Source organism: Schaalia meyeri (genome assembly GCF_900105015.1).
In the GTDB taxonomy this organism is placed as follows: Bacteria; Actinomycetota; Actinomycetes; order Actinomycetales; family Actinomycetaceae; genus Pauljensenia; species Pauljensenia meyeri.
This window is the reverse complement of sequence record NZ_FNLK01000012.1, coordinates 362,100-386,144: the sequence shown is the minus strand read 5'-3', so window position 1 is coordinate 386,144 and position 24,045 is coordinate 362,100. Positions and strand designations below refer to the sequence as shown.

Annotated in this window: 18 protein-coding genes; 10 read left to right on the top strand and 8 right to left on the bottom strand. The window is 68.0% G+C overall.

Annotated elements, in window-relative coordinates; all coding sequences use genetic code 11:
* Nucleotides 1-348: 348 nt before the first annotated feature.
* Nucleotides 349-3,339, bottom strand: coding sequence for a lysylphosphatidylglycerol synthase transmembrane domain-containing protein (locus BLT68_RS07160; RefSeq protein ID WP_074633467.1), 2,991 nt, complete (start codon nt 3,337-3,339; stop codon nt 349-351).
* Nucleotides 3,340-3,452: 113 nt separating this feature from the next.
* On the opposite strand from BLT68_RS07160, the gene BLT68_RS07155 reads away from it, so the two are divergent.
* The 3 genes from BLT68_RS07155 (at nt 3,453) to pheA (ending at nt 7,514) form a co-directional block, all read left to right on the top strand.
* A complete protein-coding gene (locus tag BLT68_RS07155) occupies nt 3,453-4,079 on the top strand; it encodes a DedA family protein (protein WP_074633437.1) in 627 nt (208 codons plus the stop codon).
* Between the two features lie 3 nt (nt 4,080-4,082).
* On the top strand, nt 4,083-6,344 hold the full coding sequence (locus BLT68_RS07150) for a DUF6541 family protein (protein ID WP_074633436.1): 2,262 nt from the start codon (nt 4,083-4,085) through the stop codon (nt 6,342-6,344).
* A gap of 162 nt (nt 6,345-6,506) precedes the next feature.
* Nucleotides 6,507-7,514 carry a prephenate dehydratase gene (gene pheA, locus BLT68_RS07145; protein ID WP_074633434.1) on the top strand — a complete coding sequence of 336 codons (1,008 nt, stop codon included), beginning with the start codon at nt 6,507-6,509 and terminating at the stop codon, nt 7,512-7,514.
* Between the two features lie 7 nt (nt 7,515-7,521).
* Here pheA and BLT68_RS07140 read toward each other — a convergent pair whose 3' ends face one another.
* On the bottom strand, nt 7,522-8,829 hold the full coding sequence (locus BLT68_RS07140; RefSeq protein WP_074633433.1) for a diacylglycerol/lipid kinase family protein: 1,308 nt from the start codon (nt 8,827-8,829) through the stop codon (nt 7,522-7,524).
* A 260-nt stretch (nt 8,830-9,089) separates the two neighbouring features.
* Here BLT68_RS07140 and serS point away from each other — a divergent pair, with 260 nt between their 5' ends.
* Nucleotides 9,090-10,364, top strand: a complete 1,275-nt coding sequence (gene serS / locus BLT68_RS07135; protein WP_074633431.1) for a serine--tRNA ligase — start codon at nt 9,090-9,092, stop codon at nt 10,362-10,364.
* The gene (locus tag BLT68_RS07130; RefSeq protein WP_074633430.1) at nt 10,364-11,299 is read left to right on the top strand and encodes an HAD hydrolase family protein; all 936 of its coding nucleotides are present in this window, start codon (nt 10,364-10,366) and stop codon (nt 11,297-11,299) included. Before serS ends, BLT68_RS07130 begins: the two co-directional genes overlap by 1 nt.
* Here BLT68_RS07130 and BLT68_RS07125 read toward each other — a convergent pair.
* The 3 genes from BLT68_RS07125 to BLT68_RS07115 all read right to left on the bottom strand — a co-directional run bounded on the left by BLT68_RS07125 (nt 11,296) and on the right by BLT68_RS07115 (nt 14,448).
* Nucleotides 11,296-11,880, bottom strand: coding sequence for an RloB family protein (locus BLT68_RS07125; protein ID WP_074633428.1), 585 nt, complete (start codon nt 11,878-11,880; stop codon nt 11,296-11,298). The two genes, BLT68_RS07130 and BLT68_RS07125, sit on opposite strands and share 4 nt — an antisense overlap.
* A gap of 6 nt (nt 11,881-11,886) precedes the next feature.
* A complete protein-coding gene (locus tag BLT68_RS07120; RefSeq protein WP_074633427.1) occupies nt 11,887-13,197 on the bottom strand; it encodes an AAA family ATPase in 1,311 nt (436 codons plus the stop codon).
* A gap of 87 nt (nt 13,198-13,284) precedes the next feature.
* Nucleotides 13,285-14,448 carry an alpha/beta fold hydrolase gene (locus BLT68_RS07115; RefSeq protein WP_074633425.1) on the bottom strand — a complete coding sequence of 388 codons (1,164 nt, stop codon included), beginning with the start codon at nt 14,446-14,448 and terminating at the stop codon, nt 13,285-13,287.
* A 127-nt stretch (nt 14,449-14,575) separates the two neighbouring features.
* On the opposite strand from BLT68_RS07115, the gene BLT68_RS07110 reads away from it, so the two are divergent.
* The 5 genes from BLT68_RS07110 to BLT68_RS07090 all read left to right on the top strand — a co-directional run bounded on the left by BLT68_RS07110 (nt 14,576) and on the right by BLT68_RS07090 (nt 20,542).
* Entirely contained in the window at nt 14,576-15,172 is a 597-nt protein-coding gene (locus BLT68_RS07110) for a TetR/AcrR family transcriptional regulator (protein ID WP_074633424.1), read from the top strand.
* A 183-nt stretch (nt 15,173-15,355) separates the two neighbouring features.
* Nucleotides 15,356-16,975: a xylulokinase gene (locus BLT68_RS07105; protein ID WP_074633422.1), complete on the top strand. Its 1,620-nt coding sequence runs from the start codon at nt 15,356-15,358 to the stop codon at nt 16,973-16,975.
* 93 nt (nt 16,976-17,068) lie between these two features.
* Nucleotides 17,069-17,950, top strand: coding sequence for a DUF5926 family protein (locus tag BLT68_RS07100; RefSeq protein WP_074633421.1), 882 nt, complete (start codon nt 17,069-17,071; stop codon nt 17,948-17,950).
* A 91-nt stretch (nt 17,951-18,041) separates the two neighbouring features.
* Nucleotides 18,042-18,890 carry a glycosyltransferase family 2 protein gene (locus tag BLT68_RS07095; protein ID WP_070778620.1) on the top strand — a complete coding sequence of 283 codons (849 nt, stop codon included), beginning with the start codon at nt 18,042-18,044 and terminating at the stop codon, nt 18,888-18,890.
* Nucleotides 18,887-20,542 carry a DUF2079 domain-containing protein gene (locus BLT68_RS07090; RefSeq protein WP_074633419.1) on the top strand — a complete coding sequence of 552 codons (1,656 nt, stop codon included), beginning with the start codon at nt 18,887-18,889 and terminating at the stop codon, nt 20,540-20,542. The genes BLT68_RS07095 and BLT68_RS07090 overlap by 4 nt, the downstream gene beginning before the upstream one ends.
* Before the next feature lie 239 nt (nt 20,543-20,781).
* Here the strand turns inward: BLT68_RS07090 and BLT68_RS07085 are convergent, their stop codons facing one another.
* From BLT68_RS07085 to BLT68_RS07075, 3 genes are all read right to left on the bottom strand, one after another.
* A complete protein-coding gene (locus BLT68_RS07085) occupies nt 20,782-23,340 on the bottom strand; it encodes an HAD-IC family P-type ATPase (protein WP_083332387.1) in 2,559 nt (852 codons plus the stop codon).
* Nucleotides 23,341-23,425: 85 nt separating this feature from the next.
* Nucleotides 23,426-23,671 carry a heavy-metal-associated domain-containing protein gene (locus BLT68_RS07080; RefSeq protein WP_050695585.1) on the bottom strand — a complete coding sequence of 82 codons (246 nt, stop codon included), beginning with the start codon at nt 23,669-23,671 and terminating at the stop codon, nt 23,426-23,428.
* Between the two features lie 15 nt (nt 23,672-23,686).
* Nucleotides 23,687-23,977, bottom strand: a complete 291-nt coding sequence (locus tag BLT68_RS07075) for a metal-sensitive transcriptional regulator (protein ID WP_050695586.1) — start codon at nt 23,975-23,977, stop codon at nt 23,687-23,689.
* Between the last annotated feature and the right edge of the window lie 68 nt (nt 23,978-24,045).

The window sequence follows — 24,045 nt, the reverse complement described above, 5'->3', positions numbered from 1 at the left end:
AAGGCCGCGTTTTGTGAAGGAGCACCCTCAGCGCGCCCGGCCGGGTCTGTCGCCCTCGTCGACGTGCGATGAGGGCGATCGAGGCTAAGAAATATCCAGTTACTTCTAATTGAGATAAAATTAGAAGTAACTGGACGTAAGAGTGGATAGAAGAAACATGACGCCCGTTCCACCGCCGTATCGGCTCAGCGAGCTCAGGGAGCGCATCCTCAAGTGATTGCTGGATGCAGACGAGGAGCAGCGCGTTCAGCGTGCGGATTCGTAGGCGCCGGTCGCTCTGTCAGGCAACGAACGCCAGATCGAACGCGCGCTCGGATGAGGCAAGCCACGCTGGGCCGCCTCATGTTTCTACAGCAGGTCCTTTTTCTCCATGTACTTCATGGCCAGCCAGCCGAAGGGGATGCGGCCGTAGAAGGTGACCAGACGATACAGCAGGGCGGTGGCGATAGCGACCGACGAGGATACGCCCGCGACGGTCAGGCCCGACGTGAGCGCCGTTTCCACCGTGCCGATGCCGCCGGGGGACGGAATGAAGGATCCGGCCGCGTTCGCGGTCAGGTAGGTGATCGCGACCGTGGAGAAGTTCATGGAACCACCCATGGCGATCATGGCGGTCCAGAACGCGCCCACATAGCCGATGTTCATCAGGAGGTTGCCGGTAACGACGGCGGCCAGGCGGCGAGGCTGGCCGATGATCCACAGCAGGCGCGGATACACCTGCTGCCACGTCGGCTCGATCTTTACCCAGATCCAGCGGCGGATCCGTGGGACGGCAACAATGACGCCCACCGCCACCATCACGACGGCGACGACCCCCAGGATCGTGCCGTAGGGCACCGATACAGACAGGGAGGAACCGGCGATGACCATGACGAGCAGCAGCAGGATGATCGTGATGAGCGCCTGAGAGATCTGCATGAGCGTCACCGTCGTGACCGCCATCGCGGTCGGGACGCGGCGCTTGCGCAGGTAGCGCAGGTTGAGGGCGGCGGGTCCCACGCCGGCGGGCGCGACGATCGTGATAATCGACGCTGCGACCTGCGCGATGAGCGTGTCGCTCAAGCGCAGCTTCTCGGGAGACAGGGCGATGAGCGGGATGGCCGACCCCACCCAAATCAGGCAGGCCAGCACCGCGGAAGCGGCCATCCACCACGGGTTTGCGCTGGTCACCGTGGAGACGATATCGCGGAAGTTGAGCGAACCCAGGACGACGAAGACAGCGATGAACAGGACCGCGATGGTAAAGATCATGCGGGGGCGGAAACGCTGCAGGTCCGCCGTGGGGGCGGTCTCGGCCTCGGAGTCCCCCACGAGGTCGGCACGCAGCTCGCTGAGCAGGTCGGATCGGCGCAGCATCTGGTTCACCGACGCGGGCAGAACCGGCTTCTGGATGACCGGGGCGCACGCGATCAGCATCTCCTCGCCGACGCAGCGGCGGCCGGCCGCAAGCGCGCGCTCGGGACCCACAGCCAGGGCGGTGAGGACCAGCATCTGGGCGACGTCGATCGACTGGTTCAGCTCGGTAGTCGCCACCTCGCCGGAGTCCCAATCCAGCAGCCACACGTCGGCGGAGGAATCGACGACCACGGCCTCGGGGGTGAGCGCGCGGTGCGAGATTCCGCGCGAGTGAGCCAACAGCAGCTGCTCCCACGCCCGGTCCAGCACCTCGTCCGTGGCGTCCTCGCCGAGCGTCGTCAGGGGAGTCGTCACGGGCAGCGCGGAAAGCACCATGATGATCGAGTCGGATGCCGAAGCGATGCTGATCGGCTCCTGTGTGAACACCCCGGCGCGCAGCGCCTGTAGCGTGGTGAAAGATGAACGCTCCGCCTGTGCTTTCATCGAGGGGGACACCCACCGGCTGATCCCGCGCAGGCGCAGGTTGTTCCACATCTCCAGGAGGGTGCCGGTCAGCTCCTGACCCGGGTCCATGACGATGAGCTCGTACGCCAATCCGGCGTCGCTCCACACCTGGTAGTGCCGGTGGTGGTTGGGGTCGGGGCGCCGCGTCACGGTGACCCCCATGTCGCCCAGGTCAGCGGGCATCTGCGTGAGGCGCCCGCGCGAGTTCTCGGCGATGGCCCACGTGGACAGGGGCTCTTCGGAGGTGTCCAGGTCGGAGCGCACGATCCGCGACGGCGTGATGCCGATTCTGAGCAGCGCCTCCACCAGTGCGTCTCCCCGGGCCCTCTGGTCGTCATAACCCATGATCCACCGCGATCCCGATCCGAAGGCGCGGCCCAGGAAGACGGAGATGAAAGCGACGGGCAGGGTCATAGAGGAGCGCAGGACGCCCAGGACTAAGATGATCCACAACCCGGCCCATCCCCAGCGGATCGCGCGCATCGACTGGGCCTCGCCCGCCGATGTAAAGAGCGCACACAGGGTGACGATCACCAGGTTGATGGCGATCGCGAAGCCGGTTTGTGAACCCTGCGTGGCGATCGCCCGGTCCACGCTGAGGGGCGCGGTCAGGTCGGAGGGAAGCAGTCCGGTGAGCAGGATGATGATCCACCCGCCGACCGCGGCGACCAGGCTCGTGACCAGTACCTGGATGACCGTCTGGAGCCGCCTGCGCAGGGCGAGCGAGACGATCACGAGGATGGGCGTGACCAGGATGATGAGGCCTTCGACGAGGCTGACGGGCAGGAGCAGGATCTGGCGAATGACCTGGAAGCGTAGGACGTCCATCGTCACGCCGCGCGTCGTTGCGCTGGCCAGTGTGCCGATCGTCCAGATGGCGACGAGTGCGAGCAGGGAGATGACGACGTCGGCGATGTCCTCCCGGCGGCGACGCACGGCGAGGACGCGATCCGCGATGTAGACGGGGCGGGGGAGTCTAAGCCTGCGGACGGGGGGCGCGGGAGCGTCCTCTCCGCTCGTCGTCGCCTCGATGGGAATGGAGGGGGCGGGTTCCTCCTCGCGAGAGTCGGCGAGAGGCTCGGCTGCCTTAGGCGGTGCGTCCCCCGGCGTGGCGCTCTGCGGGGGCGCGGCTGCCTCGTCCGGTGGGGGAGGCGGGGATTCTACCGCGCTCAGGACGAGAGTCGGCGAGGCCTCTTCGGCCTTAGTCGGCGTCGGCTGGGTGGGGGGAATGGCAGGCGGCATGTCGATCGGCGCCGCGGCCGGGGCGCCCGCGTCGACGGGCGTCATGACCTGGGTGGGCGTTTCCGAGGGCGGCAAGGGCGGGGGAGGGGCGGGAAGCGGAGCGGTGGTGGCCTCGTTCATCATTCCCATCAGCGCGTCGACCCCGGATTCCGATGGATTGTCGGATGAGGAGGGGACGAAAAGGAGATTCTTGTCCCCGACCGGAGTGTCGTCGTGTGAATCCTTGCGCTTCCTCATGTTGACCATCCTATATTCGTGGTCAACAAAGGTAGGGTAAGGGGGACACATTCCCGGCAGAAAAGGGCCCTATCGTGACCTGGTCGACACTCGTGAGCGCATCGGATCCGTCGATGCTGCACACCGTTATCGAGTGGTTTAAAAATCCCGCGACCCTGCTAGAGGCCATGGGGCCGTGGGTGCTGTGGGGAACGATGCTCATCGTCCTGATCGAATCCGGCGTGCTTTTCCCCGTCCTGCCAGGGGAATCTCTGCTGTTCACCGCCGGGCTTTTGCACGACCACCTGGGGCTGCACCTGCCGACCCTGATCGGCTTGGTGGTCGTGGCGGCGTTCGTCGGCGCGCAGGTCGGCTACTTCCTGGGGGCCAAGTGGGGCCGCCGCTTCTTCAAGCCCGACGCGCGCGTCCTGAAGACGAAGCACCTAGACAAGGCCGAGCACTACTTCACGAACTACGGGGGCCGCTCGCTCGTCATCGGGCGCTTCATCCCCTTTGTGCGCACCTTTATCCCGATCGCGGCCGGCATCGCCCGCTACCCCTACCCGAAGTTCCTGGCCTTCAACACCCTGGGCGCCCTGATCTGGGGCGCGGGATTCATCCTGGTCGGCGCCCTGTTGGGCAACGTTCCCTTCGTGCACGACAATCTGACGCTGATCCTGGCGGCCATCATCCTGGCCTCCGTTATGCCCGTCGTCATCGAGGTGATGGGCAAGCGCCGCGCCACCTCCCAGGAGGGATAGGCCGTGCTCGCCTGGTGGATGCTGGTCCCGACCCTGCTGGCCATGATGGTCGCCCTGGTGCTGCCGGGGTTCATGTGGCTACGGGCCGGCGTGCGCTCCTCGCTGGCGGCCATCGGGGCGGCGCCGGCTTTCACCTTTGGGCTGATCACGCTGTTGTCGGTGGCCTACCCCGCCCTGGGCATCGAGTGGGAGCCCTCCACCGCCCTGCCCGCCCTGGGACTCAGCACCCTGGGCGGGGCGGGCGCGTGGAGCCTGAGCTTTTTTCATCGCAACAACGAAGGATTCTCCCTCAGGGGCCAGCCCCTGCGCGAAGCCATCGGCGTGCGCGTGCCGATCGGAGGCGCCCAGGCCGCGATCCGGGCGGCCACGTGGGGCACGATCCTCGCCGGATTCCTCCTGGCTGCCTGGCCCCTCATCGCGGGCGCCGACCCTGCGAACCCGGTCCAGCAGTGGGACCCCACCTTCCATCAAAACGGGGTTCACGCGATCCTCTACGGGAAGGACGCCAGCCCCTTCGGCGGGCTCCACGAGCTCTACGGCGGGCGCCGCGTCTATTATCCGACGGGCTGGCACGCCTTCGTCGCGCTCTTCGCGCGCTTTGACTCCGTCGTCCAGACCTCCAACATGTCCTCCCTGGCCCTCATGGCCGTGTGGGTCATCGGCCTGGCGGCCCTGGTCTCCGTGCTGACCACCTCGCGCTCCGCGCTCCTCGCGGCCCCCGTCATCGGCGGTGCGCTGCTCAACATGCCGGCCGACGCCCTGACGATGTACAACCAGTGGCCCAACTCCACCGGAACCGCTCTGGTCCCGGGCCTCGCCGCCGCCAGCATCGTCGCGGGCCGCCGACTCGTGGACGACCTGCGCGCGGGGGACGGTCTGCGCGCGTTCACGCGCCGTATCCCCCAGGGCCTCTTCCTCTTGATCGGTGCCCTCGGCCTCGTCGGAGTCCACCCCAGCGCCGCCTTCTCGCTGCTGGCTTTCCTGGTGGCGCCGCTCCTGGCTTCCATCGCGTCCCTGACGCGCCTGAGCCTGGGCCGTGATGGGCGAGGCAAAATCGGCGCCGCCGCGTGGGTCGCCCTGGGCGTGACCGTGATCGCCGTGCCCCTCATCGCGCTGGCCTCCCCGAAAATCCAAGCCATGGGCAGGTACCAGCGCAACGGAAGCAGCTGGAGCGAGGCATTCTCCCACGCGTTCTTGCCCTACCCGCCCTTTTCCGCCACGTCGGGATTCACCCAGTGGTCCCTGGTCCAGCTGGTCTTGCTCATCGTCGGTGTCGCTGTTATCGCCGGTCTTCACACACTCTGGCTCCGCCCGGATCCACTGGAGCGCGCCGCAGCCAACGCGGGACTGGACGGGGACAGCGGCTGGGCGGACGCCTTAACCCTCGGAGGGGGCGCGAACCAGGCGGGGTACCCGGCCGCCTCCGCCAGGAAAGATGCGCCCCTGCCGCGCTGGCCGCTGGTCTCCTACCTGATCCTGGCGTCCCTGACCGCCCTGGCCTACGCGCCCAACTCCGCGCTGCGCACCTACCTGCTGGCCCCCTGGTACAAGGACGCCCGACGCATCATGGGCGTCGAGGACGTTGCGCTGACCATCCTCATGGCGGTCGGCTTCGCGGCCATCGTCCGGCTGATCCACGCGGCATGGACCGCATCCCTGCGCAGAATCCTCACGGAGCGCGGTCTGGACGAGGCCGTGGAAGCCCCCCGCTGGCCCATCCAGTTGGGCGTCGGCGTTCTCGTCCTGGTGCTGTCGGGTTTCGGGGCGATCGACGCCCGGAATGCGGCCGTCGCCTACGTGTACGACCCCGCGCACCTGGGCAAGCCCGGGATGGCCACCACCGGCGAATTGTCCATGCTGCGCCGCATGAAATTCACGACCGCTCCCGACGCCCTGATCGTCGGCGACCCCATCGCCGGTGAGGCCTACGTCGAGATGCTGGGGGGCCGCAAGGCCGTTTTCCCGCAGCTGAGCACCGTCAACGCGGATAGCGCCTCCCAGAAGGTCCTGGTCCAGAGCTTCCGCAACATCGCCACCGATCCCCAGGTGTGCGCGGTCGTGCGCAGGCTCGGCATCACCCACTTTTACGAAGAGGAAGACGGCGCCTACTACAACTTCATGCGTTCGACCCGCAACCCGGGGTTCTACGGCGTCGACACGTCCACCGGTTTCGAGCTGGTGGACGCGGGAGGCACCGCGAAGCTCTGGAAGATCACCGCGTGCGGCAACGTCACCCCCGGCGGCGGAGCCGAGGCGTTCAAGTAGGACTGCGGGACTGGCCGACTGTGAGCGGGGCGGAGCGCCGCGGCGACACCGCGGAGCCAGCTCCCGCCCGTGCCCTGCGTGAGCCCGCGCGATTGGCCACAATGAGCCGCTTTCGCACCCGTGGGAACGCGCCGCGCGGGGGCGTGTCGATACCCTTGCAGCATGACGACGAACATTCCCGGCCCCGCGCCCCTGGGCGCCAAGCCGCGCATCGCGTTTCTGGGGCCATTCGGTACGTTTACCGAACAGGCTGTTCACCAGGTCGCGCCCGCCGGCGCGGTCCTGCTGCCGATGCCCAGCGCCCCGCAGGTGCTGGCGGCCGTGCGCCGGGGTGAGGCCGATCGGGCCGTCGTTCCGATTGAAAACTCTATCGAGGGTGGCGTGAACGCGACGTTGGATTCGCTGTCGCACGGCGAGCCACTGGTGATTCTCGCCGAGATGCACGTCAACGTGGTCTTCCAGTTGGCTGTCCTGCCGGGCACGCGCCCGGACGATATTCGTCGGATCGGCACGCACCCGCACGCGTGGGCCCAGTGTCGGGCCTGGGTGGAACAGACCTTCCCGGGCGCGATCCACCTGCCCGCGACGTCGACCGCCGCCGCCGCGGAGCTGCTGTCGGATGGGGACGCCTCTTTCGATGCGGTCCTGTGCAACGCGATGTCCGTGTCGACCTACGGCCTGGAGGCCCTGTTCGGGGACGTGGCCGACAATCCGGGCGCGATCACCCGCTTCGTGCTGGTGGCACGCCCCGGCGCGGTGCCGTTGCCGACCGGCGCGGATAAGACGACCATCCAGGTTGCGCTGCCCGTCAACGAATCGGGCGCGCTGCTGACGCTGCTGGAGCAGTTCGCGGTGCGCGGGGTCGACCTGTCGCGTATCGAGTCGCGTCCCAGCGGCGATGGGTTGGGCAACTACACCTTCAGCATTGACATCGTCGGACACATCCGGGAGGAGCGGGTGCAGGCGGCGCTGGTGGACCTGCACAGGTATTCGCCGGATGTCCGCTTCATGGGATCATACCCGCGCGTGGACGGCGTTCGTGCGTCGATGGCCCCGGGGACCAGCGACGAGGCCTTCCGCGCGGGTCGCGCGTGGGTCGCAGACCTGCTCCGCGGCGGCGACGGGTCGGGCGAGGCGGGCGGCCCCGCGCCCTCGTGGCCCCTGGTGTAGCGCCTCCTCAGCCGGGCAGCAGCTCCATCCACGTGCGTTCGGCGGGCACCGCGACGTCGAGCGCGCCCGGCTGGGTCCGAATGTGCATGGTGCGGGCGACACCGATCGCGTCGCCGTCCACCTGGCACACCTGCGCCTCCTGGGCACTCACGGACGCGCCCCTGGCCTGTCGGAAGGCGAGCGTGCCCGTTGACACGGGCAGGTTGACGGGACGCAGACCGATGAGCTGCCCCAGCATCTTCCACGTCACGTCCGCCCAGCCGAGCAGGCCGGCCTGCGCGTCGACCGCGATGACGTCGATGAGCCCGTCGGATAGGTCAGCGTCGGGGGCCAGGACCAGCATCTTCAGTTCGCCCGCGTTCGCGAACATGACGGAGCGCGCCTCAACGTCGGTGACCTCGTCGGCTTGGTGCGTCGGACGCTTTGAGCGCGGGCAGGATGCCCCGGTGTGGTCGATGATCCTGCCGGAAATCTGGTCGCCCACCCCGAGTGGGTCGGGTGCGGGCGCGGCGGGGGAGCGCAGGGTCAGGCGCGCTTTCATGCGCGGGACCCCCATGGCGCCCAGGCCCGCCCACACGTACGCGATCCACCCGATGCGCTTTTTCAGGTCGCTGTTCGTGTCGGCCATGGTCGCACCGTCGTAGCCCATGCCAGCGATAACCAGGCACGCGTACTCGTCGGCCCCGGGCTCTTTGGACGAGGCGCCCGCCGGCGAAGGGGCCCGAGTGGCGCGGGCGGCCCGGCGCAGCCCTCCCTCGGCGGGCAGGGTGGGAGCCTCGGCGTGCTCCTCGAAACGCACCCACGCCAGGTCAACGTCCCGGTGGTTGGCACCCAGGGCAATGGCCAGGGCGTGCACCGGGTCATCGGGGATGGACAGGTTGCCGGCCAGGACGTTGCCGGTGCCCGCCGGGATGATGCCCATGCGCACTCCCGATCCCGCCATGCCGGCGGCGACCGCGCGCACGGTCCCGTCCCCGCCGGCCGCGATGACGAGGGAGGCTCCCAGGTCGAGCGCGCGCACCGCCTGGCCGGTTCCGGGGTCTTCGCGGGTGGTTTCGAGCCAGTGAACGTGGGTGATTCCGAGTTTTGCGGCCTCGCGGTTGATGAGGTCCTTAAATGCCTGCGGGTCCTCGTGCTTCGAGGGGTTCATGACGACCCAGGGGCGCGGGCGCCCGCGCGATGGGTCGTCGGCGGTAGAGGGCGCCGCCAGCGCGCGGCGCCTGCGGTGCCGACGCGTCAGCGCGGTGGCGATGCGAGCCACCCCGATTCCTCCCGCGACAAAGGCCGCGACGAGTGCCCAAGACGATGCGTCCATGTGGATAAGGGTATCTCGCCGACCGGAGAGGGAGGTGAAGACGGGCTGACAAATGTATATTCGTTGCGCTTCGATTCGGGTGCGGTCCGTTGGTGTATGCACCTCGCCGGGTTATCCACACGGTTATTCGCCAAAGGTGGATAACTGTTGGGTAACCCGACCCCTTGATCGAGGGAGGACGCATAAACCTGACCTGCGACGCGGTATTCACCCCGGGGCGGGTGGGGACACGACGCGCCCACCTGACATAGGATGGTCGCATGATTGATGTGCGTGCCCTGCGTGAGAACCCCGAACCCGCCCGCGCCTCCCAGCGTGCCCGCGGAGCCAACCCCGGCCTCGTTGATGAGATCATCGAAGCCGACGCGAAGCGCCGAGAGGCCCTGCAGGCCTTCGAGTCGCTGCGAGCCACCCAGAAGGAGGTCTCCAAGTCCGTGGGCCGCGCTTCCAAGGAAGAGCGCCCCGCGATCCTGGCCCGCGCCAAGGAGCTCGCCGAGCAGGTCAAGGCCGCCGAGGCCCGGGCGGGCGCCGCCGACGCCGAGGCCGACCGCCTGGCGCGCCTGCTGCCCAACCTGATCGCAGACAGCGTGCCCGTCGGCGGCGAAGAGGACTTCGTGGTCCTGCGCCACGAGGGGCCCACCCCCCGCGACTTTGCCCAGGAGGGCTTTGCGCCCAGGGACCACCTGGCCCTCGGTGAGGGGCTGGATGCGATCGACACGAAGCGCGGCGCGAAGGTCTCTGGCGCCCGCTTCTACTACCTCAAGGGCATTGGCGCCCGCCTCGAGCTGGCCCTCATGACGATGGCCATGGACCAGGGGATCGAGGCCGGGTTCGTCCCCATGATGACTCCGACCCTGGTGACCCCCCAGGTCATGGGCGGCACCGGCTTTTTGAATGAGCATTCGGACGAGATCTACTATCTGCCGACCGACGACCTGTACCTGACAGGCACGTCCGAGGTGGCCCTGGCCGGCTACCACGCGGACGAGATCCTGGACCTTGACGGCGGCCCCAAGCGCTACATGGGCTGGTCCACCTGCTACCGCCGCGAGGCGGGGTCGGCCGGCAAGGACACGCGCGGCATCATCCGTGTCCACCAGTTCAACAAGGTCGAGATGTTCAGCTACTGCCGCCCCGAGGACGCCACCGAGGAGCACGCGCGCTTCCTGGCGTGGGAGGAACAGATGCTGGCCAAGGTCGAGCTGCCCTACCGCGTCATCGACACGGCCGCCGGCGACCTGGGGACCTCCGCCGCCCGCAAGTTCGACTGCGAGGCGTGGCTGCCCACCCAGGAGCGCTACATGGAGGTCACCTCGACCTCGAATTGCACCACCTTCCAGGCACGCCGCCTGGGCATTCGCGAGCGCCGCGAGGACGGCATGGCTCCGGTCGCCACCCTCAACGGCACGCTGGCCACCACCCGCTGGCTGGTCGCCATCCTGGAGAACCACCAGCGCCCTGACGGGTCCGTCTACGTGCCCGAGGCCATGCGCCCCTACCTGGGAGGGCTTGAGGTCCTGAACCCGGTGGCGTGATGACGCAGGAGCGTTTCCTGACGGTCCCGCCCTCGGGGGAGGCCGCCCGGCCCTTCGGTGTCCTGCGCGACCAGGCCGGGGCCGCCCTGCCCCGGGACTTCCCGTCGGACGCGTCGAAGGTCCTGGTTGCGCTGGACATCGACGGCACGATCCTGACCCCCGCGGGGGCGACCGAGCGCGTCCTTGAGGGGATCCACGGCCTGGCCGGCGCGGGTGCCCAGGTGATCATCGCCTCGGGCCGCGCGCTCGAGGGGGTCTGCCCGATCCTGGAGCTTCTGAACTTTACGGACGGGTGGGCGCTGTGCAATAACGGCGCCACCCTCGTGCGCGTGTCGGACGGGGCGTGCGAGATCGTCGAGGAACGCACCTTTGTGCCCGGGCCGCTCCTGGCAGAGATCGCGGACGCCCTCCCGGAGGCGGTGTTTGCGTCAATGCCTCACCCGGACACGCTGCTGTCCGCGCCCTTCCCGAACAACGAGATCGAGGGCGCCGACCGTCGCATTGTCTCCATGGAGGAGCTGGCCGCCACGCCGACCCCCAAGGTCGTCGTGCGCGTGCCCGGCATGGATCGCGATCGCTTCGAGGCGGCCCTGGATTCCCTGAGCATGGCGCGCACGCACGAGGTCTTCGTCGGCTGGACGTCGTGGGCCGACATCGAACCCCTGGGGGTCACGAAGGCCAGCGGCCTGGAGGCGCTGCGCTCGCGCCTGGACGTCCCCGGTTTCGGCACGGTCGCTGTGGGCGACGGCACGAACGACATCGCGATGATTCAGTGGGCGGCGTTTGGTGTCGCTATGGGTGGCGCGTCCCAGGAGGTGCGCTCTCACGCGCGCCACGTGACCGCGGCCGTCGAAAACGACGGGGCCGCCGCCGTCATGCACGCCGTGGCCCGCCGCTGCGGGGTTGTTGGCGGAAGGCGAGCTGAGCTCAGCTAGCTGTTGTGGTGCGTGGACGTCATCAGGTCGATGAGCCACGGCATGGCGGATGACGGATTGGGACCCTTCTTGTTCGGTGCGAGCTCCGACCACGCTTGTTGTGCCCGCTTCACGGCCTCGGGGAAGCTGGCAATCGGAAACTTCGTGTTGAGATCCTTGTCCCCCGTCAGATTGTTGATGCGCGCGAGCCTGACACACTCGCGTGTTTCCGTATACCCTCGTCTGTCGGTGGCATGCCAGAGCAGCCACAGCTCGAAGCAAGGGTTGGTGACGATTGCGTCAACGGCGGTAGAAGACCTGCAGTCCCGCAAAACCGTGTCAAGCTTGTGGTGCTGATCGACGTCAACGACGAGAATCGCGCGGTCGAAATCGCCTCGTCGCTCGGCTTTGCGGTACTCGGTGAATATTCTCGAAGGATCTTTGCCGATAGGTTTAATCGAAAAAGCCGCATGGCGAGGACGGAGGTGCTTGAGCAACAGCTCAAGGTACTGACGTTCAGTGACCAACCCTTCCGTGAAGACCGCGTAATGCGTCTTGAGCTGTTTTGCGTGACGGGATTTGCGAGGATCACGTCGTCCCATTGCTTCTCACTCCTTTTCCTCGGCGTGAGTGTTCAGGAGTGTGTGTATGAGCGAAGGAACCGTGTAGGGCACGCCGCCGAATCGGCCCTCGAGGTACTGCTTGACGATGTTGCTGCCCTTTTGGAGCGGGAAGTCAGCGAGGTTGAAGAGTTCGCTCGCTCCGTCGGCGCCCTTCTCAACGAACCACACCTGCTCCCACTTCTCCCTGTCGCCACGGCCTGCATCGAGCAGGGTCATGTCATGACTCGTGAATATCAGCTGGGCACCCGTCGTGTTGATTTCTGGATCTTCAAACCAGTCAATGATGAGGCGGGAAAGCTGTGGGTGCAGGCTTGCCCCCAGCTCGTCGACGACGAGGACTTTGCCCTGCCTGAGAGCACTGACGACGGCTGTCCCCAGTGCAAGCCAAGCCATGGTTCCCGTGGACTCGTCGGAGTTTCTGAGTCTTCCGCTCTCTGTTCCATGGCGGAAAAGGAGGTTGCGTGCGATGAAATTGCTCAGCTCCTCGGCTTCGTCCGACGAGTTCTCTGGTGTGTCTTCCTGATCGGCGTCGTTCGAAGGAGCGATCATCTGTGCGAGTAGCTGTGCGAACTGTGAGGGAATTGCTCGTTCTTCAACCTCAACCTCAATGTCTGTGATCCCGGTATCCGCGATGTGTGCGAGGGTGACGAGAGCATCAAGGCTGAGGGTTCGGTCTTGGAGCTGTCGTGCGATGTGATCGAGGCGTTCACTAACCTCGCGGTCTCCGACGCGATAGATGTCGAATCCACGCATAAGTGCTTTCCAGATAGGCTCGATGATCGCATTGCCGAGTCGAGCTGCGCGTGATAGTGCAAGTTCGCGCGAGTGGACACTTGGGATTCCCCTGAGGCCCTTGACGCGTCCGTTCTTCGACCGCGTGTAGACCGTTTTCCATCGAGTGCCGACGACGCGGAGTGATTCATCAACAACGCCGTCAGCGCTCGCGACGAATCGATGCTCATAGCGCCGGCCGTCGTGAATGAACTCGAGCTCGAATGTGGCGGGAACTGTCGTGGACTGCGGGGTGAGGGCGAAGGGCGCTCGAGGGAATTGAGAGTGATCGAGCCAGGATGTTGCAGAGGACCCGATGGCCCCAAGCGTGTAGTGGAGCGCGTCGAGGACATTCGTCTTCCCGGACGCATTGGCCCCGTAGATCCCGTCCACGTGGTGGATGTGGTCACCCCATGTGGTGCCCTGCGGTAGGCGGAGTGTCTTGAGGGAGGAGCGCGTCAGGTCGAGGGTCGCCTCGTCGCGGAACGACCGATGGTTCTCAAACGTGAATCGCAGGAGATGCATAGCGACATGCTATCTCAAAACGTCGTATTCGATACAAAATATCGAAAAATGCTCGCTCAGTGGGATCAGGTCGGCTGACGTGGGGCTCTAGTGCGCAGGTGAACGCGTCAGCCAGTCACCCATGATCTCAAAGGCTCGGTGAGGGTTTCCGATCTGGCAGTGCTGCGCCATGTCCGGGTCCTGCGCCTGGTGGAACACCTGCACATCCAGCGATTCGGCGCCCGCCAGGACGCGTCGCACGTCCGCCAGGCGTGTGATCGGCACGTACTGGTCCGCGTCCCCCGCCATCACCAGGCAGGGCTGGCGAATCATGCCCGCCAGGGGCTCCATTGTGAACGCTCCCAGCGCCCGCACCACGTCGCTGGGCCTGCTCAGTCCCGTCAGGTGGCGCGCCTGCTGCAGCTTCCACGCCAGGTCCGCGCTCGCGCGGGGTACGACGGACATGGCCGCGTCGATCAGCCACGCGGGCCGCGCGCGCTCGACGACCGAGGAAACGAGGGGGCGCAGGGGGCGGGGCAGGGGCATCGTCAGCCCGTCCAGCAGCCGGTACATCATGTCGAAAGCGATGACGTGGCTGATGCGCGGCACGTGGGCGGCGGCGCGCATGACCAGGTAGCCACCGAAGGACAGGCCGAGGGCGGCCGCGCTGTTGAGGTCGAAGTAGTCCAGGACCGCGGTCGTCGGGTGCTCCCAGCGCGGCTCCAGAGGCATACCCGCCAGCGCCGTGTGCCCCTGTCCGGGCCCGTCGAAGGCGATGATGTCGAAGGGGCGGGAAGGAAAGTGTTCGGCGAAGCTCATGATCTCCTCCGCGTAGCCGTCGAAGCCGTTCATCATGACGAGGACGCGCGGGACGGCCTCGCCGCAGCGAGCACGGTCGCGTAGGTCCGCCTCCCAGCGGATCGCCGTCAGAGCCCCGCCGCCGTAGGGGATCGCGTGGCGGCTGAGCGCCAGGTGGGAGTGAGAGGCGTCGAAGCCGCGCGACATCGCGTTGATGAAGCGGCGCTTGCGCGGGTCGCTCGCGGGCAGATAAAAGGCCGCCAGGGAGTGCAGGCGCCACGCGGCCGCCGCGTCCCCCTCGGACTCTAAGCGCTCCGCCAACTCCTGGGCGAGCTCAGTGATCTGGCGGGTGGAGCGGATGCGGGGGAGGGCGCTCGCGGCCAGGCGCTCCATTCCGGGGCGGTCCAGGATCGGGTTCAGGGAGCGGTTCAGTTGCAGGTCGAATTGCCTGTTGCCCGTATAGTGCGTGAACATGCTTCGAGGTTACGCGCGTGTCAGCCAGGGCGGATCGCACAATAGCGGATGGAGTGTTTGTTACCGAACACTCCATCCGCTATGCGTAGGATAGGGATGCAAATGCTGAGCTATTGATCGGAGAGACATGTTCTTGCGGGCGGCCGACACACACGGGCGAGACGCCGAGAAGAACCTGGACCTGCGCATCCGAAAGACGCGGCGCGCTATCCGCTCCGGCCTCATTACGGCATGCCGGGCCAAGCCCTACGCTCACGTGAGCGTCACCGACATCTGCGCGGCCTCAATGGTGTCGCGCACCACCTTCTACGACCACTACACGGACAAGGACGCCCTGCTGGCCGAGGTGGTCTCCTACCTCCTGGAGGACATCACCCCGGCCATCGAGAGCATGTGGCTCGGCGGAGGAGACGGTGTGGCCCAGAGCCGGCACCTGGCCGACTTCTACGCGCGCAACGGGCGCGCCCTGACCACGCTGCTGTGCATTCGAGGGGGAGACGACGGCGACCTGAGCGAGCGGCTACGCCAGATGTACCGGTCGGTGTTCAGGCAGTGGGCGAAGGGCCGCGTTGACGATTCGGTTCTGCCCCTGGCCTCTCACGTCTACGCGTCGGTGGCCCTGACCCTGATCGAGCGCGGCTCCACCAAGCCCCCCACCGAGGAGGAACTGGTCTTCATCGATCGAATGCGGAGTCTCTTCGCCGAGGGAATCGGGGCGTCTTAACGAAAGCCCCAGTCCTCCCGGCGGTGACTGGCAGGGGGGGCGAGGGCGGTGGGGGCGGGAACGGGGCCCAGGCGTCGCCCCGCGGGCAAGTGAGAGCAATCGGCTCCCCGAACGGGTGCGATGGTGTTACCGTGAACACACATGCCGGCCCCGGCCTCGTCAATGAAGACCCAAGGAGTACACATGATCACCGACCCTAGCGCCGCCATCGCCGCATCTAACACCGCGCTCGGCATCGAGTTCGGTTCCACGCGGATCAAAGCCGTCCTGATCGGACCCGACCACGAGGTGCTGGCCACCGGCGGGCACTCCTGGGAGAACCACCTCGATGGCGGCCTGTGGTCCTACACCCTGGACCAGGTGGTGGAGGGCCTGCGAGAGGCCTACGCCTCCCTGGTCGCCGACGTGCGCGACCGCTACGGAACGACCCCCGCCTCCTACGGCTCCATCGGCATCTCCGGGATGATGCACGGCTACCTCGCCTTCGATGCCGACGGCCGCCAGATCGCCCCCTTCCGCACGTGGCGCAACACCAACACGGGGCGCGCCGCGGGCGAACTCACGCGCCTATTCTCTTTCAACATCCCCCTGCGCTGGTCGATCGCGCACCTGCACCAGGGGGTCCTGGACGGCGAGGAACGGGTTGATGAGGTCGCCCGCCTGACCACGCTGGCCGGCTGGGTGCATTCGCAGTTGACCGGGCGGGACGTCCTCGGTGTTGGCGACGCATCCGGGATGTTCCCCATCGACTCGGCCACGCTCACCTACGACCGCCCCATGATGGAGGCCTACGAGGCGCTGGTGGCCTCCCGGGTCCCATGGCGCCTGCGCGACGTCCTGCCGACCGTCCTCGTCGCGGGCGAAGACGCGGGGACGTTGACCGCCGAGGGTGCCGCACTCATCGACCCGACGGGTACCCTGCGGCCCGGCATTCCCCTGTGCCCGCCCGAGGGGGATGCCGGCACCGGCATGATCGCCACCAATGCGATCGCCCAGCGCACCGGCAACATCTCGTGTGGAACATCCGTGTTCCTCATGGCGGTCCTGGAGAAGTCCCTGTCCAATCTGCACACCGAGATCGACATGGTGACCACGCCCGACGGCTCGCCCGTCGCCATGGCCCACTCCAACAACGGCGCCTCGGAGATCGATGCCTGGGTGTCCATGTTCGCCTCCTTCGCGCGCCTCATCGGCGCCGACGTGCGCACTCCCGCGATCTATGACGCCCTCTACGCGCACGCGCTCACGGGCGAGGAGGACGCGGGCGGGGTCATGGCCTACAACACGCTCTCCGCCGAGCCCCTCGTCGGACTGACCGCCGCGCAGCCGCTCTTGACGCACACGCCTGACGCGCGCGTCACCCTGGCCAACGCGGTGCGCGCCCAGCTCATGAGTGTCTTCGCCGCCGTGCGCATCGGGGTCGACATCCTGCGCGAGGAAGGCGTGCGCCTCGATTCGCTGTTCGCCCACGGCGGCCTTTTCAAGACCCCCCGTGTCGCCCAGCAGATCCTCGCCGACTCCCTGAACATCCCCGTCTCCGTCGGCGAAACCGCGGGCGAGGGCGGCGCGTGGGGCATTGCGGTGCTCGCACGCTACCGGGCCGCGCGCGCCGGTCTCTTCGGGGACGAGGCCGCCACCGCCCTGCCTCTGCCCGAATACCTGCGCTCTCGCGTCTTCGCAGACGCCTCCGTCTCTGCGCTGGCCCCCACGCCCGAGGGGGTGGCGGGATACGAGCGCTTCCTGGCCTCGTACCGTGCCGGCCTGAGCGGCGTCGAGGCGATCGCCCGCGGCGACGTGCGGTAAGAGGGGCGCGGCGGCAGGGACGGGGCTGGGTGAGATGACCGGTTCACCGGGTCCCGGCCTGGTCGCCCAGGGGAAACCGGCTACGATACTCACATGGGTAAAGCAAGCCGCCGCAAAAAGGTCACCGATCCCGCCAAGCTCAAAGCGTATCGACCGCCGATCCCCTTCGTCGCGCGCCCCTACGAGGGGCTGCCGAAGGAGATTGAGCTGGTCGCCATGCGCGAACTCATCCCGGCGGCCACGCTGACCGCGTGCACCGATGCGGAACACGGCTCAATCGAATTCGATTTCGTCACCCTGCTGCCCGAGGGGCACCCCGCCATGGTGCGCCCCGACGGCCGCATCATGGTCGCGTTGCAGACGCGCTCGAACTCCGCGGACCTCAGCCACGACGCGGGTGCCGCCCTGTTGGCGGCCATCGCCGCGAAGGAAGCCGGTGACGAAGGCGTCATCTCCGTGGACGTGCGCGAGCCCTCCGAACGTCTCCAGGACATCGTTGACGCCGACAGCTTCACGGACATGAAGATCGAGGAAGACTTTTCGTTCTGGTTCGACCCCGCTGAGGAGATCGACGACCAGACGCGCCGCGCCCTGGAACGCAACCGCGATGAGATCATCCCGACCGAACCCGTGCCCGGCGTCCCGGGCGCGTACTGGTGCGAGATGAACCGTAACTTCGTGCGCTTCCTGACGGACAACGACGAAACCAAGCTCTTTGACGCGCTGGCCCGCCTGGCCGTGCGCGGGGCGGCCAACGTCGGCGAAGGATCCCGCTACGTGGGTTCCTTCCGCGCGTGCGGCCTGATCGTCCCCGTCTTCGAGCTGCCCGAGGGAACCGGGGCGGCCGACGCCGCGCCGGGCACGCAGGAGCTGGCACGGGCCCTCAAGCAGGCGCTGACCGTCACCGAGCGCCTGGACGGCAAGGAGCGCCGCGCGCGTCAGGGCCTGGTCTCGCGAGCTGTCACGATCCGCTGAGACATTTTTTACCTGTCGTTTAGATAGGCTTGTCGCTCACATTGCGGGCGGCGGGGCGCGCTGGCGTCCCGCCGCCCGTAAACTGTTTGTTGTGAACTATCACAGTGGGTCCCATGGTTCTCAGTCGCAGCGCGTAGCAGCCGTCATTGCTGCACACAACGTCGGCCGCGCTGTCGCCGCCACTGTGCGCGCGTGCCGCGCCATACCCGGCGTTGACCTCCTGATCGTCGTCGACGACGGATCCACCGACGACACCGGGCGCGTCGCCCGGGCAGCCGGAGCCGTCGTCGTGCGCCATTCCGTCGAGCGCGGGCGCGCCTCGGCCATCGAAACCGGCGTGAAGGTCGCAGCCATGCGGGACCGTCCCGACGGCCCGCCCCGTCACATCCTGCTGCTCTCACCCGACCTCGGGGATTCCGCCGTCGAGGCCACCGCCCTCGTCGAGGCCGTCTCCGCCCGTCAAGCCGACATGACCATCGCCGTGCCCGCCCAGAAACGCGAGTACTCCGGCTATGCCCCCGGCGTGGCCCGCAGGCTCATCCGCCGAAAGACCGGTTGGACCTGCCACTACCCCCTCAGCTACCAGCGCTGCCTGACGCGCGAGGCGATCAATGCCGCCATGCCCTTCAACGGCCGCTACGTCCTCGAAGCCGCCATGACCATCAACGTGCTGCGGGCTGGCCTGTCCGTCATGGAAGTCCCCTGCAACTTCACCCACTCTGGCGCCGATCGATCCCTCGGCTCCCTCAACCGGGCCGCGCGCATGGTCGACGCCCTGCTGGCCACCGTCTCTCAGGGCTTTCACTCCAATGCCCGATCCAAGCGCCGCGCCGCCCACGAGCAGGGAATCGGCGTGCCCTACCCGGCCCCGGCCTCGTCCAATGACGGCGCGGATCACTTGCCCTCGCCCGGCGTGCGGCGCACGGAGATGGTCGGGTGAGCGAGCGCCGAGTCGGGCTCGGCCGCTTCGTTTCCTCCTGGTGGCTTCCCGCCGCGGTCGCGCTCGCGGTCGGCGCGCTGTACGTGTGCTACTCGGTGGCTCAGTGGCGCGCCCTCGTCGTGCCCTCGTGGGACCTGGCGATCTTCACCGAGGCCGTCCAAGCATATTCGCGCTTTGAGGCGCCCATCGTTCCCATCAAGAGCCCCGACTATAACCTCCTCGGGGACCACTTTCACCCGATCCTGGCCCTGTTTGGTCCCCTCTTCCGCCTGTTTCCCTCCGCGTTGACCCTGCTGGTCGTCCAGGATGTGCTGATCGCGGTGTCGGTGCTGCCCGTCGCTCGCCTCGCCCAGCGCCTGCTCGGGCGCGGGGGTGCCCTATTGGTCGGGATCGCCTACGGGTTGGGCTGGGGGCTTCAGGGCGCGGTCGCCGCCCAGTTTCACGAGGTGTGCGTGGCCGTTCCGCTGCTGGCCTTCGGGGGCGTCGCCTTCGTCGAGCGCCGGTGGGGTGCGTGCATGGCGTGGCTTGCCCCCCTTGTCCTGGTCAAGGAGGATCTGGGGCTGACGGTCTTCGTCGCGGGCCTGGCCATGGCGTGGCGCAGGCGAGGCCATGGCCGCTCCGGCGTTCTCCTGGCCGTGGCGTACGCTCTGTTCGGTATCGTCGCGTTTGTGGTGACCGTTAAAGTCCTGCTTCCGGCCTTGAATCCTGCGGGAACGTGGGCCTATTCCCTCGACGGCTCCGCAACCGGTGCGGGCACCTCCATCGGCGGGACGACCTCCGCCAGGGCTCTTCCCTCCCCGTGGGGCATCCTGACGGACCCGCCGGTCAAACTCGCGACGCTGCTCGTCCTGGTGGCCGGTGCCGGGCTGGCGGGCGTCTCGTCGCCCTGGTTTGCTCTGGTCGCCCCCACCCTCGCGTGGCGCTTCGTCGGCTCCGTCGACGCCTACTACCAGTGGGACTCGTGGCACTACAACGCCGTGCTGGTCCCCATCGCCGCGTGCTCGCTGCTGGACGTCATCGACAGGTGGGTCGCGCGCGGCGTGCAGGCGAGAGCAGCTGACCCGGACCCCGGCAAGGCGCGCGCGAACGAGGGGGCGGCCCGCGACGGGGACAATGGCCCGGGTGGCCATGCGAGCCGCACCCGACGTGGCGTTAACGTGGCCGATGCCGTCGGCCGTGAGGGAGGCTGTGCGGGCGCGCATACGCCCGGCGAGGGCGGTTCGGGCGGAGACGGAACCGTGGCCTCCTCCGGAGCCCCGTGGCCTCACGCCGCGTGGGTGGCGGCCTGCGTGCCCGCAGTGTCTGTGGTCCTCGCCTGGACGTCGTTGCCGCTGTGGAAGCTGCCCGCCCTCACGGAGAGTCCGCGCCTCGATGCCGCCCAGGGGGCGTTGGATGCGGTGCCCGCGGGCGCGCGCGTCGAGACCGACACAACGCTGCTTGCGCGGCTGGTGCCCGGACGAGCGGTGTATTGGGTGGGCACCACAAAGGACATGGACACGCCGCCGGAGTACGTGGTCGTTGACCAGCTTTCCTACGCGTGGGGCGGCGCGAAGGTTGATGCGCAGTCCTGGGTAACCAGCGCTCACCCCAGCCATACCTATGAAACCGTTTATGACCGGGACGGTTTTTGCGTCGTGCGCCGCACCTCTTGAGGTGCCGGCTGGCGCGGTCAGCCCGCGCAAAAATCGGGGTGGGCCTGTGCGGTGCTCGAGAGGTCGTGAAACCGGCGTCGCCCCTGCGGGCGTGAAATGCGTAGAATCGGGCCGAAATGGGCATGCAGGGGTGGTCTGGGTTGCACAGCAGGCCCGAAGGTCGTAAGGAGGGGTGGTCTGGGTTTCGCGCGAGGCCCGGGGGTGGGCGCGAGGGCGACTTGCAGGCGAGCTGCGCAGCCCTATTTCGCCCGTCGGAGGCGCAGCGAGTTGAGGACCACGAACACCGACGAACAGGCCATCGCGGCGCTCGCCAGCATCGGGGAGAGCAGGCCCGCGATCGCGAGCGGCACCATCGCGACGTTGTAGTAGAACGCCCAGAACAGGTTCTGCTTGATCACGCGAAGGGTCCTGCGGGACACGCGGATCGCCGCCGCCGCGGACATGAGCGAAGAGTTCATGAGCGTCATGTCCGCCACCTCGATAGCGACGTCCGTGCCCGACCCCATGGCGATGCCCAGGCCCCTCGTGGACGCCTGCGCCAGGGCGGCCGCGTCGTTCACGCCGTCGCCCACCATGGCCACCGTGCGCCCCTGCTCCTGCAGGTGGGCGACGGTGTCGCGCTTGCCTTCGGGCAAGATGCCGGCGATGACGCGGTCGATCCCGACCTGTCCGGCGACGTGGCGCGCCGCCTCCTGGTTGTCGCCCGTCAGCAGGATCGGCTCGATGCCTAGCTCGCGCAGCTCGGCAACCGCTCGAGCCGAGGAGTCCTTCACGGTGTCGCGCACGACCAGGGCGGCGAACGCGCGTCCCTCCACGCGCTCGGGGACCACCAGGGACGAGGTCGCCTCCCCCTCACGCTCGCCCGCGTCCGAAGCGGCGGTGGCCCCGGCAGCCTCGCCCGCGCCGGTGCGCCCGCCCCCGGGGCTTCCGGAGCAACCGGCGTCGGTGCGCGAGGTGACGGTGCCCGAGTATCCGGCGGCGCTCACGACAGCCTCGATCTCCTGGTCGCTGTGCGGGGCGGTGAGCGTGATGCGTGCGGACTCGGTCGCCAGGTTGACTTCGGCGACGACGCCGTCGAGTTTGCCGAGCTTGCGTTCGACGCGGCGCACGCACGACGCGCACGTCATGCCTCCCACGCTCATCGTCAGGGTCGCGATGGGCGGGGCGACCTCGGGCTCGGACCCGGCGTGTTCTCCACCGACAGGGGTGTCCGTGACGACGGGCACTGCCGCAGTTGGGCGATCCGGGGTTGAGGCCAGTGACGGCGCGAGCGCCGCGACGACCGCGGACGCGCCTGAGGCCTCGGCCCGGCCGACGACGTCGCGCAGGGAAGCAGGGACGTCGACGCCTAGGGAGGCGAGCCATGCCGGGCGTCCAACCAGCACCACCCCGCGAGGGGTCGCGCCGACGACGCCGAGGCCCGGCTGGTTCGAGAACGCCGTCACCGGCTCCAGCGACAGCCCGCGAGAGGAAGCACCCTCGGTGATCGCGCGGGCGACCGGGTGCTCCGAGAGAGCCTCGACGGAGGCGGCCAAGGCAAGGGCATCGGACTCGTCGATCCCCGGGGCCACCCCCACCGACTCCAGCGACATGACACCGGTCGTCACCGTGCCCGTCTTGTCCAGGAGCATGGTGTCGATCGAATGAGTGAGCTCCAGGACCTCCGCGTTGCGAATCAGGATGCCCAGCTGGGAGGCGCGCCCCGACCCCACCAGGATCGCGGTGGGCGTCGCCAGGCCCAGGGCGCACGGACACGCGACGACCAGCACCGCGACGGCCGCGGTGAACGCCGCCTGCACGCTGCCGCCCGCGATCAGCCATCCGGCCAGGGTTGCCAGCGACACCGCGATGACGACGGGCACGAACACGCCGGAAATGCGGTCGGCCAGGCGCTGGACGAGGGCCTTGCCCGCCTGAGCCTCGGTGACCATGCGACCGATCTGCGCCAGCGTCGTGTCGGAGCCGACGCGGGTGGCGCGCACCAGCAGCGCACCCCACGTGTTGACGGTCGCGCCCGTCACCTCCTCGCCCGGGGAGACGTCCACGGGGACGGACTCGCCCGTGAGCAGGGAGGTGTCCAGGGCCGAGGAGCCCTCGACGATGAGGCCGTCGGTCGCCACCTTCTCGCCCGGGCGCACCGCGAAAAGGTCGCCGACCTGCAGGTGGGAGGCCGGAACGACCCTCTCGCTGCGCGCGCCCGAGATGGGATCGACGCTCACGAGCGTCGCCTCCTTCGCGCCCATGGTGAGCAGCGAGCGCAGGGCGTCTCCCGCACGGTAGCGTGCTCGGGCCTCCAGGTAGCGGCCCGTCAGGAGGAACACGACGATCATGCAGGCACCCTCGAAGTAGATCTCCGCGTGGGAGCCGTGAGAGGCGCGCGGGATCAGGCTCATGTGCATGCGCATCCCGAGGGTACCGGCACCGCCCCACAGGAGCGCCCACCAGCTCCACGCGGCCGACGCGATAACTCCCAGCGACACGAGCGTGTCCATCGTGGTCGACCCGTGCCTGCCGGCCGCGAACGCCGCGCGGTGGAAGGGCCACGCCCCCCACGTGACGACCGGAAGGGACACGAGCGCCACAACCCACTGCCAGCCGGTGAACTGCCAGGCGGGTATCATGGACAGGAGCATCACCGCCAGGCCCAGCGGGGCGCAGACGACCAGGCAAGCGCGCAGGTCGGCGGCGTGATTGCGCGTGCCCTCGCCGACTTGAATCGCGGGGGCCGAGGCCGGGTTGGGCTCGGTGATCGGGACGCCCCGAGTGGGGGAGTCGTTGCGGTCGGAGCGGGCGGTCATGGGTACCCTCCCAGGGTATGGGTGTGGTCAAAGGGAACGAGGCCGGGGACGGTGCCCCGACCTCGTCCGTGAGGTGCGGCGACCCTCAGAAGTCGCGTGAGACGCCGACCAACGTGAAGCCGGCCTCAGACACCGCGTCGCCCAGCGCCGCGTCGTCTAGGGGCGTGTCGGTCAGGACAGTCACCTTGGAGGTGCCGCCCGAGTTCAAGATGACTTCGACGTTCTTGACGCCGGGGAGCTCCTTCAGCTCCTCGGTGACGCTCATGACGCAATGGCCACACGTCATTCCGTCCACGGACAATTCCACGGTGCGATCGATCTCGGTGCTCATGGTTCCTCCTGGTGATTATGACTTGATGAGGCGCGCGATGGCCGCCGCCGCCTCATCGACCTTAGCCTGGGCGGCATCGTCGGATTCGCGTGCCGCCGTGACGACGCAGTGATTCATGTGGTCTTTGAGCAGGCGAACCGCGACGGAATCCAGTGCGGACTGGACGGCCGAGACCTGCGTGAGGATGTCGATGCAGTACTCGCCCTGGGAGATCATGCGCTGCAGGCCGCGCACCTGGCCCTCGATGCGGCGCAGGCGCGCGAGGTGATTCTCGGTGTTGCCGTGGTACCCGTGCTTGGTGCTCATACGATCGAGCGTACCCCTAGGGGGTATGATAGTCAAGGGGTGCGGGCTGCCGACACGCATCCCCATAT

Excerpts from the sequence above, each read along its gene's own strand:
- BLT68_RS07160 (WP_074633467.1), bottom strand. The coding sequence starts at position 3,339 with ATGAGGAAGCGCAAGGATTCACACGACGACACTCCGGTCGGGGACAAG.
- BLT68_RS07155 (WP_074633437.1), top strand. The coding sequence starts at position 3,453 with ATGCTGCACACCGTTATCGAGTGGTTTAAAAATCCCGCGACCCTGCTA.
- pheA (WP_074633434.1), top strand. The coding sequence starts at position 6,507 with ATGACGACGAACATTCCCGGCCCCGCGCCCCTGGGCGCCAAGCCGCGC.
- BLT68_RS07140 (WP_074633433.1), bottom strand. The coding sequence starts at position 8,829 with ATGGACGCATCGTCTTGGGCACTCGTCGCGGCCTTTGTCGCGGGAGGA.
- serS (WP_074633431.1), top strand. The coding sequence starts at position 9,090 with ATGATTGATGTGCGTGCCCTGCGTGAGAACCCCGAACCCGCCCGCGCC.
- BLT68_RS07130 (WP_074633430.1), top strand. The coding sequence starts at position 10,364 with ATGACGCAGGAGCGTTTCCTGACGGTCCCGCCCTCGGGGGAGGCCGCC.
- BLT68_RS07125 (WP_074633428.1), bottom strand. The coding sequence starts at position 11,880 with ATGGGACGACGTGATCCTCGCAAATCCCGTCACGCAAAACAGCTCAAG.
- BLT68_RS07120 (WP_074633427.1), bottom strand. The coding sequence starts at position 13,197 with ATGCATCTCCTGCGATTCACGTTTGAGAACCATCGGTCGTTCCGCGAC.
- BLT68_RS07115 (WP_074633425.1), bottom strand. The coding sequence starts at position 14,448 with ATGTTCACGCACTATACGGGCAACAGGCAATTCGACCTGCAACTGAAC.
- BLT68_RS07110 (WP_074633424.1), top strand. The coding sequence starts at position 14,576 with ATGTTCTTGCGGGCGGCCGACACACACGGGCGAGACGCCGAGAAGAAC.
- BLT68_RS07105 (WP_074633422.1), top strand. The coding sequence starts at position 15,356 with ATGATCACCGACCCTAGCGCCGCCATCGCCGCATCTAACACCGCGCTC.
- BLT68_RS07100 (WP_074633421.1), top strand. The coding sequence starts at position 17,069 with ATGGGTAAAGCAAGCCGCCGCAAAAAGGTCACCGATCCCGCCAAGCTC.
- BLT68_RS07085 (WP_083332387.1), bottom strand. The coding sequence starts at position 23,340 with ATGACCGCCCGCTCCGACCGCAACGACTCCCCCACTCGGGGCGTCCCG.
- BLT68_RS07080 (WP_050695585.1), bottom strand. The coding sequence starts at position 23,671 with ATGAGCACCGAGATCGATCGCACCGTGGAATTGTCCGTGGACGGAATG.
- BLT68_RS07075 (WP_050695586.1), bottom strand. The coding sequence starts at position 23,977 with ATGAGCACCAAGCACGGGTACCACGGCAACACCGAGAATCACCTCGCG.